The 15,713-nt window shown below is 66.8% G+C and carries 17 protein-coding genes and 1 pseudogene; 7 read left to right on the top strand and 11 right to left on the bottom strand.

Features of this window, described 5'->3' with window-relative positions:
* Both DID96_RS28390 and DID96_RS28385 read left to right on the top strand, forming a co-directional pair.
* On the top strand, window positions 1-120 hold a 120-nt coding region (locus DID96_RS28390; RefSeq protein WP_148094511.1), incomplete at its 5' end, for an IS4 family transposase.
* 17 nt (window positions 121-137) lie between these two features.
* Window positions 138-494: pseudogene (locus tag DID96_RS28385) on the top strand (DUF924 family protein); the annotation flags it as partial.
* 109 nt (window positions 495-603) lie between these two features.
* On the opposite strand, the gene DID96_RS28380 reads toward DID96_RS28385, so the two are convergent.
* From DID96_RS28380 to DID96_RS28330, 11 genes are all read right to left on the bottom strand, one after another.
* A complete protein-coding gene (locus DID96_RS28380) occupies window positions 604-2,496 on the bottom strand; it encodes a glycosyltransferase family 39 protein (RefSeq protein WP_124602549.1) in 1,893 nt (630 codons plus the stop codon).
* 228 nt (window positions 2,497-2,724) lie between these two features.
* On the bottom strand, window positions 2,725-3,486 hold the full coding sequence (locus tag DID96_RS28375; protein ID WP_124602548.1) for an SDR family oxidoreductase: 762 nt from the start codon (window positions 3,484-3,486) through the stop codon (window positions 2,725-2,727).
* A gap of 16 nt (window positions 3,487-3,502) precedes the next feature.
* Complete coding sequence (locus DID96_RS28370) at window positions 3,503-4,084, bottom strand: TIGR00730 family Rossman fold protein (RefSeq protein WP_124602547.1); 582 nt, start codon at window positions 4,082-4,084, stop codon at window positions 3,503-3,505.
* Window positions 4,081-4,824 (bottom strand): TetR/AcrR family transcriptional regulator, encoded by a 744-nt coding sequence (locus DID96_RS28365; RefSeq protein WP_124602546.1) that lies wholly within the window; start codon window positions 4,822-4,824, stop codon window positions 4,081-4,083. Before DID96_RS28365 ends, DID96_RS28370 begins: the two co-directional genes overlap by 4 nt.
* A 175-nt stretch (window positions 4,825-4,999) precedes the next feature.
* On the bottom strand, window positions 5,000-5,548 hold the full coding sequence (locus tag DID96_RS28360; protein WP_124602545.1) for a diacylglycerol kinase: 549 nt from the start codon (window positions 5,546-5,548) through the stop codon (window positions 5,000-5,002).
* Window positions 5,545-6,579 carry a glycosyltransferase family 1 protein gene (locus DID96_RS28355; protein ID WP_124602544.1) on the bottom strand — a complete coding sequence of 345 codons (1,035 nt, stop codon included), beginning with the start codon at window positions 6,577-6,579 and terminating at the stop codon, window positions 5,545-5,547. The genes DID96_RS28360 and DID96_RS28355 overlap by 4 nt, the downstream gene beginning before the upstream one ends.
* Window positions 6,580-6,605: 26 nt before the next feature.
* Window positions 6,606-7,541: a UDP-2,3-diacylglucosamine diphosphatase gene (locus DID96_RS28350; protein WP_124602543.1), complete on the bottom strand. Its 936-nt coding sequence runs from the start codon at window positions 7,539-7,541 to the stop codon at window positions 6,606-6,608.
* A 216-nt stretch (window positions 7,542-7,757) separates the two neighbouring features.
* Window positions 7,758-8,255 carry an RDD family protein gene (locus DID96_RS28345; RefSeq protein ID WP_124602542.1) on the bottom strand — a complete coding sequence of 166 codons (498 nt, stop codon included), beginning with the start codon at window positions 8,253-8,255 and terminating at the stop codon, window positions 7,758-7,760.
* A gap of 5 nt (window positions 8,256-8,260) precedes the next feature.
* Entirely contained in the window at window positions 8,261-9,013 is a 753-nt protein-coding gene (locus DID96_RS28340) for a DUF3106 domain-containing protein (RefSeq protein WP_124602541.1), read from the bottom strand.
* A 28-nt stretch (window positions 9,014-9,041) separates the two neighbouring features.
* Window positions 9,042-9,470: a DUF3619 family protein gene (locus DID96_RS28335; RefSeq protein ID WP_124602540.1), complete on the bottom strand. Its 429-nt coding sequence runs from the start codon at window positions 9,468-9,470 to the stop codon at window positions 9,042-9,044.
* Window positions 9,467-10,030, bottom strand: a complete 564-nt coding sequence (locus DID96_RS28330) for an RNA polymerase sigma factor (protein WP_124602551.1) — start codon at window positions 10,028-10,030, stop codon at window positions 9,467-9,469. The genes DID96_RS28335 and DID96_RS28330 overlap by 4 nt, the downstream gene beginning before the upstream one ends.
* Before the next feature lie 350 nt (window positions 10,031-10,380).
* Between DID96_RS28330 and DID96_RS28325 the strand changes: the two genes are divergently transcribed.
* From DID96_RS28325 to pssA, 5 genes are all read left to right on the top strand, one after another.
* Window positions 10,381-12,144 carry an acetolactate synthase 3 catalytic subunit gene (locus DID96_RS28325; protein WP_124602539.1) on the top strand — a complete coding sequence of 588 codons (1,764 nt, stop codon included), beginning with the start codon at window positions 10,381-10,383 and terminating at the stop codon, window positions 12,142-12,144.
* A gap of 109 nt (window positions 12,145-12,253) precedes the next feature.
* The gene (ilvN, locus tag DID96_RS28320; protein ID WP_006398781.1) at window positions 12,254-12,745 is read left to right on the top strand and encodes an acetolactate synthase small subunit; all 492 of its coding nucleotides are present in this window, start codon (window positions 12,254-12,256) and stop codon (window positions 12,743-12,745) included.
* Window positions 12,746-12,840: 95 nt separating this feature from the next.
* The gene (ilvC, locus tag DID96_RS28315) at window positions 12,841-13,857 is read left to right on the top strand and encodes a ketol-acid reductoisomerase (RefSeq protein WP_124602538.1); all 1,017 of its coding nucleotides are present in this window, start codon (window positions 12,841-12,843) and stop codon (window positions 13,855-13,857) included.
* Between the two features lie 127 nt (window positions 13,858-13,984).
* Window positions 13,985-14,629 carry a phosphatidylserine decarboxylase gene (locus DID96_RS28310; RefSeq protein WP_124602537.1) on the top strand — a complete coding sequence of 215 codons (645 nt, stop codon included), beginning with the start codon at window positions 13,985-13,987 and terminating at the stop codon, window positions 14,627-14,629.
* A 15-nt stretch (window positions 14,630-14,644) separates the two neighbouring features.
* Window positions 14,645-15,517 (top strand): CDP-diacylglycerol--serine O-phosphatidyltransferase, encoded by an 873-nt coding sequence (gene pssA, locus DID96_RS28305; protein ID WP_124602536.1) that lies wholly within the window; start codon window positions 14,645-14,647, stop codon window positions 15,515-15,517.
* Window positions 15,518-15,713: the final 196 nt, after the last annotated feature.

The following is a 15,713-nucleotide window of genomic DNA, read 5'->3' as shown; positions in this document are numbered from 1 at the left end:
GCGCGCAAAGGCGACGGCGAACCTGGCGTCAAAACCATCTGGCTAGGCATGCAGCGAATAGTGGACTTCGTTGCTGGCATCAGGTACATGCGCGAGATTGAGCATCAGACTTGTGTGTAATGGAATGATTTTAGAGTGCGCGCAACATCCATCGTGGCACGCCGCGCGCGTTCGCCGCGGACCCGAAGGCGCTCGCGCTTGCGCGCCGGCTCGTCGCCGCCGGCCGGGATGCCGGGCTGCCGAGCGGGCATCACCGTGCGTTCGCGTATCTGCCGTTCGAGCACGACGAGTCGCCGGACAGCCAGCGCGAGGCCGTGCGGCTGTGCGGGGGAATTCGGGAGGAGGCCGGATGCGCGGGGTATCACGACTTCGCGCTGCGGCATGCGGCGGTGATCGAGCGCTTCGGCCGGTTCCCGCACCGGAACGCGATTCTCGGACGCGCGTCGACCGATGAAGAGGTCGCGTTCCTGCGCGAGCCGGGGTCGTCGTTCTGAGCGACGTTCCGGCATTCGGGAGTTTCGGAGCGTCGGCCGGCGGCCTGGCGGACAGGCTGCCCGGCGGTTCAGCCGACAGGCGGCGCGCCGCGCCGCCCCATGCGATTGGTTATTGCAGGTGCCGCTCGGGCGTGCGCACGTAGACGCGCAGCAATTCCTCGTCGTCGGCGGGACGCGCGCCCGACCAGAACAGCTGCCAATCGCTGCCGGGCTTCGGGTCGACCGCACGCACGCCCTGCACGATCATCCACGTGCAGCGCGTCGTGCGCGCGTCCGAGATCGGCGTGTGCTGGATGCCGGAGAAGTAGTACAGCATCGGTGCTTCCGATTCGCCGAGCCCGTGGAGGCTCGCCATGCAATCGCCGTCGTTCCATTCGAGCGCGAGGTGCGCGTTCAGGTCGTCGAACACCGAGCGGTAGCTCTTCGCGACATCGAGCCACGGCAGCAGCAGCGTATAGACGAGCCCCCACGCGACGAGCGCGCCCGCAGTCCACGACAGCGCGCCGCGCCAGCGGCCCGTCGTGCGCAGCGTCGGCAGCAGCCAGAGCCAGCCGATCGTCAGCGCGAGCGCGGCGAGCACGAGGCCCGGTACGATCGGCAACGTCCAGTCGAGCGGCAGCCAGCGGCCGAGCGGCGCGAGCCGCGCACGCGACGCGCCCGGATCGGCCATCACCGACCAGATCGTCCATGCGAGCAGGACGACGGTGCCGAACAGCGCGCGGCTCAGGTAATCCCAGCCGGCGTGCAGCGCGCGCGGCAGGCGGTCGATCGCCTGCGCGGCGACGAGCGCGAGCGGCGCGATGAACGGCAGGATGTAGAGCTGACGCGACGTCGCGGACACCTGCAGCACCATCAGCCCCACGCCGGCGAATACGACCGGCAGCGCGATGCGCGGCGCGCGCCAGTCGCGCCAGGCGCCGAGCGCGAGCGCAACGAGCGCGAGCGGCGCGACCGGGAAGCCGACGGCCAGGAACGCGCGCAGGATGAAGAACGGCTTGTCGTTTTCGGCGCCGAGCTCGGGCACGGAGAAGCCGAAGAAGCGGCCGACGTTGTTGTCCCAGAACCACGCGAGAAACAGCGTCTCCGAGCGCAGGAACAGCGCGGTCGGCCAGATGATCGCGAACGGCGCGAACACGAGCGCGGCAACGCCGAGCGCGCGCGCGAACGCCCGGGTGCGGCATGCGGGGTAGAGCACCAGCACGGCGGCGAGCGTGGCCGCGAACACGAGCGGCACGAACAGCCCCTTCGTCATCAGCGCGATGCCGACGCCTGCGCCGAACATCGGCGCGGCCCAGCGGTTCAGCGGCTGCGCCGGCAGCCCGAGCTGCGACTGCCGTGCGCGGGCGCGATGCTGGGTCACGAGTTCGAGCAGGCCGCAAAAGGCGATCGCCGTGCCGGCGAACAACGCGACGTCGGTCATCATGTCGTGCACGTGCTTGATTACGACGAGGCTGCTCGCGCACAGCGCGACCGGCCCGATCACCTTCGCGTCGAACCAGCCGGCCGCGCCGCTCGCGATGCGCGCCGCGCGCGCCGTGAAGCCGAACGCGAGCACGGCGAACAGCGCGCTGGCGAGCCGCGCCGCGTCGTGCAGCGGCATCACGCGCTGCAGCAGCCACGCGAGGCTCGTCGCGACCCACGCATAGAGCGGCGGCTTCTCCATGAACGGCAGGCCGGCATTGGTCGGCACGACGAAATCGCCGGTCTCGAGCATGTGCTGGATGATGCCGAACGTGTAGGTTTCGTCCTGCTTCCACGGATCGTGGCCGAGCACGCCGGGCAGCACGTACGCGCACACCACGGCCGCGACCAGCAGCCAGAGGCGCCAGCCGAGGCGCTCGGCGCGGCTGCGCGCGGGCGACGTCGCGGCGCCGCCTGCCGCGGCAGGCGTGCTGCCGGCGTGAAGGGTGGCGGAGAGGTCGGCTTCGGCGGACGAATGGACGTGTTGGGCGGCGGCGGGCACGGGCGTGCGTCGCCGGCCGGGCGCTGCGGTTCCCTGCATGGAAAGATCTCTGGTCGCGCCGGCCAGGCGACATGGGCCGGGCCGATAAGGGCCGCCCTTCGGCGGCAGGGGGGACAAGCGGCGGCGCCGGCTGTCACGGACGATGGCCGCTAGTAGATCACGAATTTGTTACGGATGTTTACGAATTCTGTCGAGGAATTGTGGAGATTTGTGGCGGCCTGATTTTGTGTTGTGCGGCCGCAACAATTGGGGCCGAAGCCGAAGCCGCTATCGGCCGCCGCCGACGTCGAGGAGCGTGCCCGTGGTGTACGACGCGGCGTCGCTGAGCAGCCAGACGATCGCCTCGGCGATTTCATGCGCTTCGCCTGCGCGGCCGAGCGGCGTCTGCGTCCCGAGGCGGGCAGCGCGCCCCGGCTGGCCGCCGCTCGCATGGATCTCGGTCTCGATCAGCCCCGGTCGCACCGCGTTGACGCGCACGCCGTGCGGGCCGAGTTCCTTCGCGAGGCCGATCGTCAGCGAATCGACGGCCCCCTTCGAGCCCGCATAGTCGACGTATTCGTTCGGCGAGCCGAGCCGTGCGGCGATCGACGACACGTTGACGATCGCGCCGCCGCGGCCGCCGCGATCGGTCGACAGGCGGCGCGCGGCTTCCCGCGCGCACAGGTACGCGCCGAGCACGTTCGTGTCGAACATCCGCTGCAGCCGCTCGAGCGGCATGTCGGCGAGCGGCAGCGACGGCGCGACGATGCCCGCGTTGTTGACGAGTGCGTCGAGCCTGCCGAGCGTCGCGATGACGGTATCGAACATCGCGATGACGTCCGCTTCGTTCGACACGTCGCCGGCCGCGACGCACGCGCGGCCGCCTGCGTTGCGCACCGCGTCGGCGGTGGCGTTCGCCGCTGCCGCGTCGCGCGCGTAGTTGATGCCGACGTCCCAGCCGCGTGCGGCCGCGAGCACGGCGGTCGCGCGGCCGATGCCGCGGCTCGCGCCGGTGATCAGGACGACTTTGCGTTCGGAGGGTTCGGTCATCGCGCTCAGGTGTCGGTCATTCCGTTTCGTCGGGCGCCCACTTGTCGCGCACGGGCGCCTGGTAGTGGCGCAGGCGGTCGATCAGCGCGGCCGGGTCCGCATCGATGCACAGCGCATCGAAATAGGCGGGCCGCATGAAGCCTTCGTCGACCGTGTGCTTCAGCAGCGAGATCAGCGGATCGTAGAACGAATCGATGTTGTAGAGCGCGACGGGCTTGCGGTGATAGCCGAGCTGCGCCCACGTGTAGACCTCGAAGAACTCCTCGAGCGTGCCTGCGCCGCCGGGCATCGCGACGAATGCGTCGGCGAGGTCGGCCATCATCTTCTTGCGATGATGCATGTCGGGCACGACGTGCAGTTCCGACAGGCCCGTGTGGCCGACTTCCTTGTCGACGAGCAGTTCGGGGATCACGCCGACCGCGCGGCCACCGGCCGCCATCACCTCGTCGGCGATCGTGCCCATCAGCCCGACGCGGCCGCCGCCGTAGACGAGCGTGAGCCCCGCATCGACGAGCGCGCGGCCGAATGCGCGCGCGGCATCCGCATACACGGGCCGCACGCCGGGCGACGACCCGCAATAGACGCACACGGCCTTCATTGCTTTGCGTCCCTTGCAACGGACGGCCCACTTGCTACGCGCGGCGAACCGTCGCGCGGCGGCAGGTAGTCGTAGAACTCGCGCTTCGGCAGCTTGCCGGACGCGAGATCGTCGAAGATCTCCCGCGAGCGGCCGCGCAGGTACGGCGCCATCACGGAAATCACGTGCATGCTGACCTGGTGCAGCTCCTCGCGGATCGCGTCCTGGTCGTTGTACTTGCGCGGGTGCATCACGTACTGGTACGACAGCCAGTAGGTCGAGATCACCGCCATGTTGGTTGCGATCACCTCGATCTCGGCGGGCGTCGCGACCATCTCGGCATCGGAGACGAGCAGCTCGCACATGTCGCGCGCGAAGCGCACCTTGTGGCTGATGATCTGCTTGAAGTGCGTCTCGAGCGTGCGGTTGCGCGCGAGCAGGTCGTTGAGGTCGCGATACAGGAAACGATACGTCCACATGAAGTCGGCCATGTACTGCAGGTACGACCATGTCTCGTCGATCGTCGGACGGTGATCTTCGGGAAAGCGCAGGCGCTTTTCGATCGCCTGCTCGAACTGCGCGAAGATGCTGTTGATGATGTCGTCCTTGTTGCGGAAATGGTAGTACAGGTTGCCTGGACTGATTTCCATTTCCTCGGCGATCGTCGTCGTGGTGACGTTCGGTTCGCCGATCTCGTTGAAGAGTTTCAACGACAACTCGAGAATCCGTTCGCGCGTGCGGCGGGGAGGTTTCGCTTCCATGTCGTCCGGCCCTGTGTATGCCGGACTGGCGGGCGCTGCAATCGATGCTGCGTGATTCGTCCGGCGCGGGTTACTGTTCTAAGTCTAGCGGACGATTATAAACCGGGGTTTCGCCGGCCCGGGTGCATTTCCTCATCGGGGCATACCCGGCGATGATGCGCTGCCGCATCGCGCGCTAGAAGCCCAGCCAGCGTGCGACGACCGGGCCGAGCACGAAGCCCCACGTCGTCACGCACGCGAACAGCGCAACCGTCACGGCCGCGCTGCCGAGATCCTTCGCACGCTTCGACAGTTCGTGGCGTTCGAGCGAGATGCGGTCGATCGCGGCCTCGACGCTCGAGTTCAGCAGCTCGACGATCAGCACGAGCAGCACCGTCGCGATCAGCAGCGCGCGCGATGCGGCCGGCACCGGTGCGAACGCGCCGATCGGCAGCATCAGCGCGGCGAGCGTCAGCTCCTGGCGGAATGCGCTTTCCTCGCGGATCGCCACCTTGAATCCGTTCAGCGAATGCTTGAGTGCATACCAGGCACGCGTGAGGCCGCGATTGCGCTTGTACGGATTCGGCGGCAGCGGTGCGAGCGGATCGTCGGTGCCGAGCGGCTCGTGCGAGCCCGGCTCGGCGTGATGCGGATCGCTGCCTGGCGGATCTTCTTCGTCGAATGGCGCGTGGTGCTGCAGTGGCGCGCCGCCGGGCAGTGTCTGGTCGTGCGGGTCGCGTTTCAAACGGCGGCACCTTCTGGGGGCGAGTAGGCGTCTTTCGGCAGCGGCTGCAGATGCGATGCGAACTGCTCGGACGCGGCGCGCCATGAGAAGCGCTCGGCCCAGTCGCGGGCGGTCGCGCGCTCGATCTTCAGCGCTTCGAGACAGGCTTCCTGCAGGTCCTCGTGCATCGCGCCGGCCGTCCCGCCGCCGAGCACGTCGATCGGGCCGGTGACCGGGTACGCGGCAACCGGCGTGCCGCATGCGAGCGCCTCGAGCAGCACGAGGCCGAACGTGTCGGTGCGGCTCGGGAACACGAACACGTCCGCGGCCGCGTACACCTTCGCGAGCTCGGCCTGCGACAGCACGCCGAGATAGTTCGCTTCCGGATAGCGCGACTTCAGTTCCGCGAGCGCGGGGCCTTCGCCGGCGACCCATTTCGAGCCGGGCAGGTCGAGCCGCAGGAACGCCTCGACGTTCTTTTCGATCGCGACGCGCCCGACGTACAGGAAGATCGGCCGGGCAGTGTTGAGGACCTTGGATTCCATGGGTCGGAAGATATCGAGATCCACGCCGCGTGTCCACAGCACGACGTTCGTGAAGCCGTATTTCTCGAGATCGTCCCGGACGACGGGCGTCGGCGCCATCACCGCGCGCGACGGGCCGTGGAACCAGTTCAGGAAGCGGTAGGTCGCGGCAAGCGGGATGCCGAAGCGCGCCTGCACGTATTCCGGGAAGCGCGTGTGATACGCGGTCGTGAACGGCAGCTTGCGCGCGCGCGCATAGCGGCGCGCGGCGAGGCCGAGCGGGCCTTCGGTCGCAATGTGCAGCGCGTCGGGCGCGAATGCGTCGATCCGCGCGCGCAGCTTGCGGTACGGCAGGATCGACAGGCGGATTTCCGGGTAGGTCGGGCAGGGCACCGTGCGGAACTCGAGCGGCGTCAGCATTTCGACGCGGTGGCCGAGTGCGGTGAGTTCGCGGGACGTGCTCTTCAGCGTGCGCACGACGCCGTTGACCTGCGGTTCCCACGCGTCGGTGACGATCATGATCTTCATCGCGGCATGTGTCCTGTAAGGGTAAGTCAGGCAGTGGCTTTGGTCTTGCGCGATGCGGATTCGGACGGCGTGCGCATCACCGTCCAGTAGACGACTTTCAGTTCGCCTTCCATCGTTTCGACAAGTGCGGACAGGCTTTCGACCCAATCGCCGTCGTTGCAGTACAACACGCCGTCGATGTCGCGGATCTCCGCCTTGTGGATGTGCCCGCAGACGACGCCGTCGCAGCCGCGGCGGCGCGCTTCGTCGGTCATCACGGTCTCGAATTGCGAGATGAAGTTGACCGCGTTCTTCACCTGGTGCTTCAGGTATTGCGACAGCGACCAGTACTGGAAGCCGAGCCGGCTGCGGATCCGGTTGAACCAGCGGTTCAGCACGAGGATCAGCGTGTAGAGCGTGTCGCCGAGATACGCGAGCCACTTCGCATGCTGGATCACGCCGTCGAACAGGTCGCCGTGCACGATCCACAAACGTTTGCCCGCGAGCGTCGTGTGGAACGCCTCGCCGCGCACCTGGATGTCGCCGAACGCGAGGTCGCAGAACTGCCGCGCGCCTTCATCGTGGTTGCCGGGGATGTAGACGACCTGCGTGCCCTTGCGCGCCTTGCGCAGGATTTTCTGCACGACATCGTTGTGCGCCTGCGGCCAGTACCAGCCCTTCTTCAGCTGCCAGCCGTCGATGATGTCGCCGACGAGGTACAGGTATTCCGACTCGTTGTGGCGCAGGAAGTCGAGCAGGTACGTCGCCTGGCAGCCGCTCGAGCCGAGGTGGATGTCGGACAGCCAGATCGTGCGGTAGCGATGGGCGGACGGTTCGTGGTCGTCGTACTGCCTGGCGTGTGCGGCAGGCGGGTCTTGCGCGGCGAGGGCGTCGGCCGCGGCCGAGCCGGACAGGAAGGCAGTGGCGGCGCGGGCGCCGAGAGGGTGACGAAACAGGGGGGTCGCGGACGTTTTCTGGCCCATGCATGACTCGCGCCGATTGACATTACCGGCATTCCGCCATGCGGGCGTGACTGTGCCGTGACAGTCACGAGACGTTCTTATTACGGCATGCGGGGTCGGTTCAGAAGTGAATCGTCAGGCCCGGTTTCCGGCCGGGTTTTGACTGATTGGCAGCGTGGCTGGCGGCCGCCGAGCGGCTTCGGGCACCCGCCGCGGCACGGTCGTCGCGCGCGATCGTCAGCGTGGCAGCGCGACAACACGTGTGCGCGCGAGGCGATCGTGCGGGAACTGGCGTCCCGCGTGCAACCGTGCGGCGCCGGCCCAGACGGCGATCCACGCGCCCGTGACCGCCAGCGTGACGGGCACCGACAGGCCCGCGAGCGGATGCAGCGCGAGCGGCGGCAGGAACCACAGCCAGCCGAGCGCATAGCGGGCGAGCGCATGGCTGGCGGTGAGCGGCCGGCCGGTGGCCGACTCGATCCGCAAGCGCCAGGTTTTCATCGGCAGCGTCTGGCCGCCGTGGGTCCAGAACCAGACGAAATACGCGCCGACGACGAGTGCGATCCACGCGGCGAGGAGGTTGTGGTGGACGAGGCCGTTGCGCTGTTGCGTCGCGAGGCTGAACGCGAGGCCGGCGAAGAACACGATGCCGAACAGCAGCACGCCCTCGTACAGCATCGCGGCGAGGCGCCGCCGGATGGACGGCGCGGACGGCGGCGCGACAGCGTGCGGCACGCCGCTCAGGATCCCTTGAACAGCGACGGCGCGTCGGCGGGCGACACGGGCGTCGGTGCGGCCGGCGTCGTCGGTGCGCTGCCGGCAGTGGACGACGCGACGGCCGGCACGGCGGGGCCGCTCGATGCGGGCTGCGGCGGCACGACGTTCGGCGTGCTGGCCGGATGCTCGTGCGTGTTGACGAGGCGGCGGACGTCGCGGTCGCCCTTGCCGGTCGGCGGCGCGCTGACGACGGACGGCCGGCGGCGGCGCTCGGCGGCCGCGAGGCGCTCCTTCTGCTCCTCGGGCAACTGCTGGTAGGCCCTCCACGCGCGCTCGCGCGCCTGCGCGGACAGGCCCTTCGCGACCTGGTAGTTCTCGCGCGCGACGCGGCGCTCGTCAGGCGTCATTCCGACCCACTCGGTCATGCGCTCCTGCAGGCGCTTCTGCGCGTCGGGCGTCATCTTCGGGAAGCGCGCCGCGATCTTCAGCCATTTCCGCTTGCGGGCGTCGCTGAACGAATCCCACTGGCTGGCGAACGGCGCAAGCGCGACGTGCTGCGCGGGCGACAGGCGTGCCCACGACAGCGGGCCGCTCGCCGCGGGCAGCGGCGCGAGGTCGGTGGTGAGTGCAATGGCGGCCGACGCGATGGCGGGCGCGCCAGTCGCGGCGGCGACGGCTGCGGGTTCCGGGTGAAAGCGTGAATACGTGGCGACGTAGGCGACGGCGATCGCAATCACGCATCCGAAGAATACGGCCAGGCCGTGTTTCTGACTCACCCGTGCGGTCCCCTCGTTGCGTGTTGGTTTAATGGGCGTGCGAAAGATACGCGTTGAACCCGTGATCGAGATATGCGTTGAGTGGCAGATCGTCGCTGAGCATCGCCGCGTCGATGTCGGCCAGCTCGGCGGTGCGCTGCATGTCTTCCCAGTACGCGATGCCGACGAGGCCGGCGAGCAGCAGCGCGAGCGGCCACGCGCGCAGCAGGCGGCGCGCGAACGACGTCGGCGCTCGGGCGCTCGTGACGGGCGGCCCATATGCGCCGCCGGCGCCGGCCAGTGCGGGCACGAACACCGGCGCCGTCGCGGGCTCGGGTTTCTTGCGCGCGAGCGCGGCCTGGCGGGCGGCGGCCAGGCGGTCGGTGGTGGCGGCGGGCAGGGCGGCGGTACGCTCATCGAGCGCGCGGCGCACCTTCAGCGCGAATTCGAGTTCTCGGTTTTCGGGAGCGGAGCTCATAGCGTGATTCCTTTGGCCTTGAGCGCTTGCGCCAGGGTGTGGGTGGCTCGCGAGCAGTGCGTCTTGACGCTGCCTTCGGAGCACCCCATTGCGGCGGCAGTCTCGGCGACATCCATATCTTCCCAATAACGCATCAGGAACGCTTCCCGTTGACGCGCCGGGAGCTTCTGGATTTCCTCGTCGATCAGGGCCAGAACCTGCTCCCGTTCGAGCTGGTGCTCGCTGCTCTCGACGCCCGGCGTCTGGTCCGCCGATTCGAGCGTCTCGAGAGGGTCGAAGTCGTCGTCGTCCGTATTGTTGAGCGACGAAAAGAGTGTGACCCAGGTGTTGCGGACTTTCTGGCGGCGGAACCAGTCGTGGATCGCGTTCTGCAGGATCCGCTGGAACAGCAGCGGCAGTTCGGCGGGCGGGCGGTCGCCGTATTTCTCCGCCAGCTTGATCATCGCGTCCTGCACGATGTCGAGCGACGCATCGTCGTCGCGGACCGCGTACGCAGCCTGCTTGAACGCGCGCCTTTCGACGCCCGCCAGAAAGTCGGCGAGTTCCTTGTCTGATGCCATTCCGTGAAGGTATGCGCTGCGGGCTGCTGCGTGAAGAGGGTCGAAAAATTTCGTAAAACCCGCGGATGCTAACAAATTTTCGCGATGCTTGGCACCGCGTTGGGGGCCGCGCGTTGTGCGCGAACCGCGGCGCAGGGCCGCCCGCGGCCGGCGATGATGCACTGCGGGATATTTTGCTTGACTGCGTCCGCATGACCAGCTATCGTCGTCCGTTCGCAACATGAGTGATGGTCTCATTTGAGGCTGGCCCAAGAAGCCCGCCCTTCAACTGGACGCGCCGCTTGAACCCGAGCCACAAGCCCGGCAGAGAGCACCCGATCAATTTTTTGCCGAAAATTCGAAAGGTCAAAATGAACATGCCCAGCGCGGAATTCTCCACGTCGGAACCCCTTTCCCCTCCCGATAGCGACTCCATCGGCGCCACCGTGCTCATGAAGGCACTGGCCGACGAAAACGTCGAATTCATCTGGGGCTACCCCGGCGGCTCGGTACTCTACATCTACGACGAGCTTTACAAGCAGGACAAGATTCAGCACGTGCTGGTGCGCCACGAACAGGCGGCCGTGCACGCAGCCGACGCGTATGCGCGTTCCACCGGCAACGTCGGCGTCTGTCTCGTGACGTCCGGCCCCGGCGTCACCAACGCGGTGACCGGCATCGCGACGGCCTACATGGATTCGATCCCGATGGTCGTGATCAGCGGCCAGGTGCCGACTGCCGCGATCGGCCAGGACGCATTCCAGGAATGCGACACGGTCGGCATCACGCGTCCGTGCGTGAAGCACAACTTCCTCGTGAAGGACGTGCGCGACCTCGCGGAAACCGTCAAGAAGGCGTTCTACATCGCCCGCACCGGCCGTCCCGGCCCCGTGCTGATCGACATCCCGAAGGACATCTCGAAGACGCCGTGCCAGTACGAGCCGGTCAAGAGCGTGTCGCTGCGTTCGTACAACCCCGTCACGAAGGGCCACTCGGGCCAGATCCGCAAGGCCGTGTCGCTGCTGCTGTCGGCAAAGCGCCCGTACATCTACACGGGCGGCGGCATCATCCTCGCCGACGCGTCGCGCGAGCTGAACCAGTTCGCGGACCTGCTCGGCTACCCGGTCACCAACACGCTGATGGGCCTCGGCGGCTATCGCGCGTCGGACAAGAAGTTCCTCGGCATGCTCGGCATGCACGGCACGTACGAAGCGAACATGGCGATGCAGCACTGCGACGTGCTGATCGCGATCGGCGCGCGCTTCGACGACCGCGTGATCGGCGATCCGGCGCACTTCGCGTCGCGGCCGCGCAAGATCATCCATATCGATATCGACCCGTCGTCGATCTCGAAGCGCGTGAAGGTCGACATCCCGATCGTCGGCGACGTGAAGGAAGTGCTGAAGGAGCTGATCGAGCAGCTGCAGACGGCCGAGCATGGCCCCGACACCGAAGCGCTCGCGCAATGGTGGAAGGACATCGAGGAATGGCGCGCGAAGGACTGCCTGAAGTACGACCGCGAAAGCCAGATCATCAAGCCGCAGTACGTGGTCGAGAAGGCGTGGGAGCTGACGGACGGCAACGCGTTCGTGTGTTCCGACGTCGGCCAGCACCAGATGTGGGCCGCGCAGTTCTACCGCTTCAACAAGCCACGCCGCTGGATCAATTCGGGCGGCCTCGGCACGATGGGCTTCGGCCTGCCGGCAGCGATGGGCGTCAAGATGGCGCACCCGGACGACGACGTGCTGTGCATCACGGGCGAAGGCTCGATCCAGATGTGCATCCAGGAACTGTCGACCTGCCTGCAGTACGACACGCCCGTGAAGATCATTTCGCTGAACAACCGCTACCTCGGCATGGTCCGCCAGTGGCAGCAGATCGAATACAGCAAGCGCTATTCGCATTCGTACATGGATGCGCTGCCGGATTTCGTGAAGCTCGCCGAAGCGTACGGCCATGTCGGCATGCGCATCGAAAAGACGGCGGACGTCGAGCCGGCGCTGAAGGAAGCGCTGCGCCTGAAGGACCGCACCGTGTTTCTCGACTTCCAGACCGATCCGACCGAAAACGTCTGGCCGATGGTCCAGGCCGGCAAGGGCATCACCGAGATGCTGCTCGGATCGGAAGATCTGTAACGGCGCGACGCGCCTGGCCGCGGGCGGCCGCCTTCACGAAGGGCGGCACGGCACGCGGCAGTGCGCGGCGCGGGCCAATCGACACGGACACATTCTGGAAGAAGCGAACATGAGACACATCATTTCCGTCCTGCTGGAGAACGAACCGGGCGCGCTGTCGCGCGTGGTCGGTCTGTTTTCCGCACGCGGCTACAACATCGAAACCTTGACAGTGGCGCCGACCGAAGACCAATCGCTGTCGCGGCTCACCATCGTTTCCATCGGCTCCGACGACGTGATCGAACAGATCACGAAGCATCTGAACCGCCTGATCGAGGTGGTGAAAGTGGTGGACCTGACCGACGGTGCACACATCGAACGCGAGCTGATGCTGATCAAGGTACGGGCAGTGGGCAAGGAGCGCGAAGAGATGAAGCGGATGTCGGATATTTTCCGGGGCCGCATCATCGACGTGACCGAGAAGACCTACACGATCGAATTGACGGGCGCGAGCGACAAGCTCGACGCATTCATCCAGGGGCTGGACGCGGGCGCGATCCTCGAGACCGTGCGCACCGGCAGCTCCGGCATCGGACGCGGCGAGCGCATCCTGAAGGTGTGATGCCGAACAGGCACGCCGGGTGCGCCGTCATGTCCCGGCCCGCAGTACTCCATCTGAACGAATTGTTGAATTTTTGAATTAGCGAAGGAACCATCATGAACGTTTTCTACGACAAAGACGCCGACCTCTCCCTCATCAAGGGCAAGCAAGTCACGATCATCGGCTACGGCTCGCAAGGCCATGCGCACGCGCTGAACCTGAAGGACAGCGGCGTAAACGTGACGGTCGGCCTGCGCAAGGGCGGCGCGTCGTGGAGCAAGGCCGAGAACGCCGGCCTCGCGGTGAAGGAAGTCGCGGAAGCCGTGAAGGGCGCCGACGTCGTGATGATGCTGCTGCCGGACGAGCAGATCGCCGACGTGTACGCGAAGGAAGTGCACGCGAACATCAAGGAAGGCGCGGCGCTGGCATTCGCGCACGGCTTCAACGTCCACTACGGCGCGGTGATCCCGCGTGCCGACCTCGACGTGATCATGATCGCGCCGAAGGCGCCGGGCCACACGGTGCGCGGCACGTACTCGCAGGGTGGCGGCGTGCCGCACCTGATCGCGGTTGCGCAGAACAAGTCGGGCGCGGCGCGCGACATCGCGCTGTCGTACGCGGCAGCGAACGGCGGCGGCCGTGCCGGCATCATCGAGACCAACTTCCGTGAAGAGACGGAAACCGACCTGTTCGGCGAGCAGGCCGTACTGTGCGGCGGTACCGTCGAGCTGATCAAGGCTGGTTTCGAGACGCTGGTCGAAGCAGGCTACGCGCCGGAAATGGCGTACTTCGAGTGCCTGCACGAACTGAAGCTGATCGTCGACCTGATCTACGAAGGCGGCATCGCGAACATGAACTACTCGATCTCGAACAACGCCGAATACGGCGAGTACGTGACGGGCCCGCGCGTCGTCACGGAAGAGACGAAGAAGGCGATGAAGCAGTGCCTGACCGACATCCAGACGGGCGAGTACGCAAAGAGCTTCATCCTCGAGAACAAGGCCGGTGCGCCGACGCTGCAGTCGCGCCGCCGCCTGACGGCCGAGCACCAGATCGAGCAGGTCGGTGCGAAGCTGCGCGCGATGATGCCGTGGATCGCGAAGAACAAGCTCGTCGACCAGTCGAAGAACTAAGCAGGATCTGCGCTTCCGGCCCTTCGAGTGGAGGGTCGGCATCAAAAAGCCGCCCGAAGGCAGCAGTGCCCCGGGCGGCTTTTGCTATCCTACGGGCTTTGCAATTCACCGAACACAGAACGAATCCATGAACTATCCTCATCCGATCATCGCGCGCGAAGGCTGGCCGTTCATCGCGATCGCGGCCGCCGTCGCGCTGTTGATCCATGCCGTCGGGGGCTTCGGCTTCGCGTGGCCGTTCTGGCTGCTGGTCGTCTTCGTCGTCCAGTTCTTCCGTGATCCGCAGCGCCCGATTCCCGCGCAGCCGAACGCCGTGCTGTGCCCGGCCGACGGTCGCATCGTCGCGGTCGAAACGACGCAGGACCCGTACGCGAACCGCGAAGCGCTGAAGATCAGCGTGTTCATGAATGTCTTCAATGTCCACTCGCAGCGTTCGCCGGTCGACGGTGCGGTGACCAAGGTCGAGTATTTCCCGGGCGCGTTCCTGAACGCGGCGATCGACAAGGCATCGACCGAGAACGAGCGCAACGCGGTCGTGATCCAGACGGCGAGCGGCAAGACTGTCACCGCGGTGCAGATCGCGGGCCTCGTCGCACGCCGCATCCTGTGCTACGTGCGCGCCGGCGAGCCGCTGTCGCGCGGCCAGCGCTACGGTTTCATCCGCTTCGGTTCGCGCGTCGACGTGTACCTGCCGATCGGCAGCCGCGCGAAGGTGTCGATCGGCGAGAAAGTCTACGCGTCGTCGACGATCCTCGCCGAACTGGAACAATAAGCGGCGGAGCACACGATGGCCGCATTCAAACCGCGCCGGCCGCGCAACGGCAATACGCAGGTGCCGCGCCCGTTCCGCCGCAACAAGTCGATCACGCCCGATCCGGCGCCGATCGAAAGCCGCCGCGCCAAGCGCCAGCAGTTCCTGAAGACGCGCGGCATCTACCTGCTGCCGAATTCGTTCACCACGGCCGCGCTGTTCTGCGGGTTCTTCGCGGTGGTGCAGGCAATGAACGTCCGCTTCGAGATCGCCGCGATCGCGATCTTCGCGGCGATGGTGCTCGACGGGATGGACGGGCGTGTCGCGCGCATGACGCATACGCAGAGCGCATTCGGCGAGCAGTTCGACAGCCTGTCCGACATGGTGTCGTTCGGCGTCGCGCCGGCGCTCGTGATGTACGAATGGGTGCTGAAGGATCTCGGCCGCTGGGGCTGGCTCGCCGCGTTCGTCTACTGCTCGGGCGCCGCGCTGCGTCTCGCGCGCTTCAACACGAACATCGGTGTCGTCGACAAGCGCTTCTTCCAGGGGCTGCCGAGCCCGGCCGCCGCGGCGCTGATCGCCGGTTTCGTGTGGCTCGCGACCGACAACCGCGTGCCGATGAAGCTCGGCTGGCTGCCGTGGGTCGCGTTCGTGCTGACGATCTATGCGGGTGTGACGATGGTGTCGAACGCGCCGTTCTACAGCGGCAAGGCGCTCGACGTGCGGCACCGCGTGCCGTTCGCGGCGACCCTGCTCGTCGTCGTCGCGTTCGTGCTCGTGTCGTCTGATCCGCCGCTGATGCTGTTCTGCCTGTTCGTGCTGTACGGCCTGTCCGGCTACGTGTTCTGGGCGTACATGGCGGTGCGCGGGCGCCCGAATCCGGCGCGCTCGTCGCAGCGCGAGCACTGACGCGCAAGCACGCGCCCATACGTACTTATACGCATCTATATGCGCCGAAGCGGCGGTCTGCGGGCCGCCGTTTTTTTGAGTGCCCCTTTTTCGGCGCGCTTCGGGTGCGGTCCGGGTGCAGTCCGATTGCGCGCCCCGCGGAATGTCGCTATAGTCGTCGGCATGACCGCATTTTCCCGCCTCTCCCTTCTTCTAG

Source organism: Burkholderia sp. Bp8963, from assembly GCF_003854275.1.
Taxonomy (GTDB): domain Bacteria; phylum Pseudomonadota; class Gammaproteobacteria; order Burkholderiales; family Burkholderiaceae; genus Burkholderia.
This window is presented reverse-complemented; position numbering and strand designations above follow the sequence as displayed.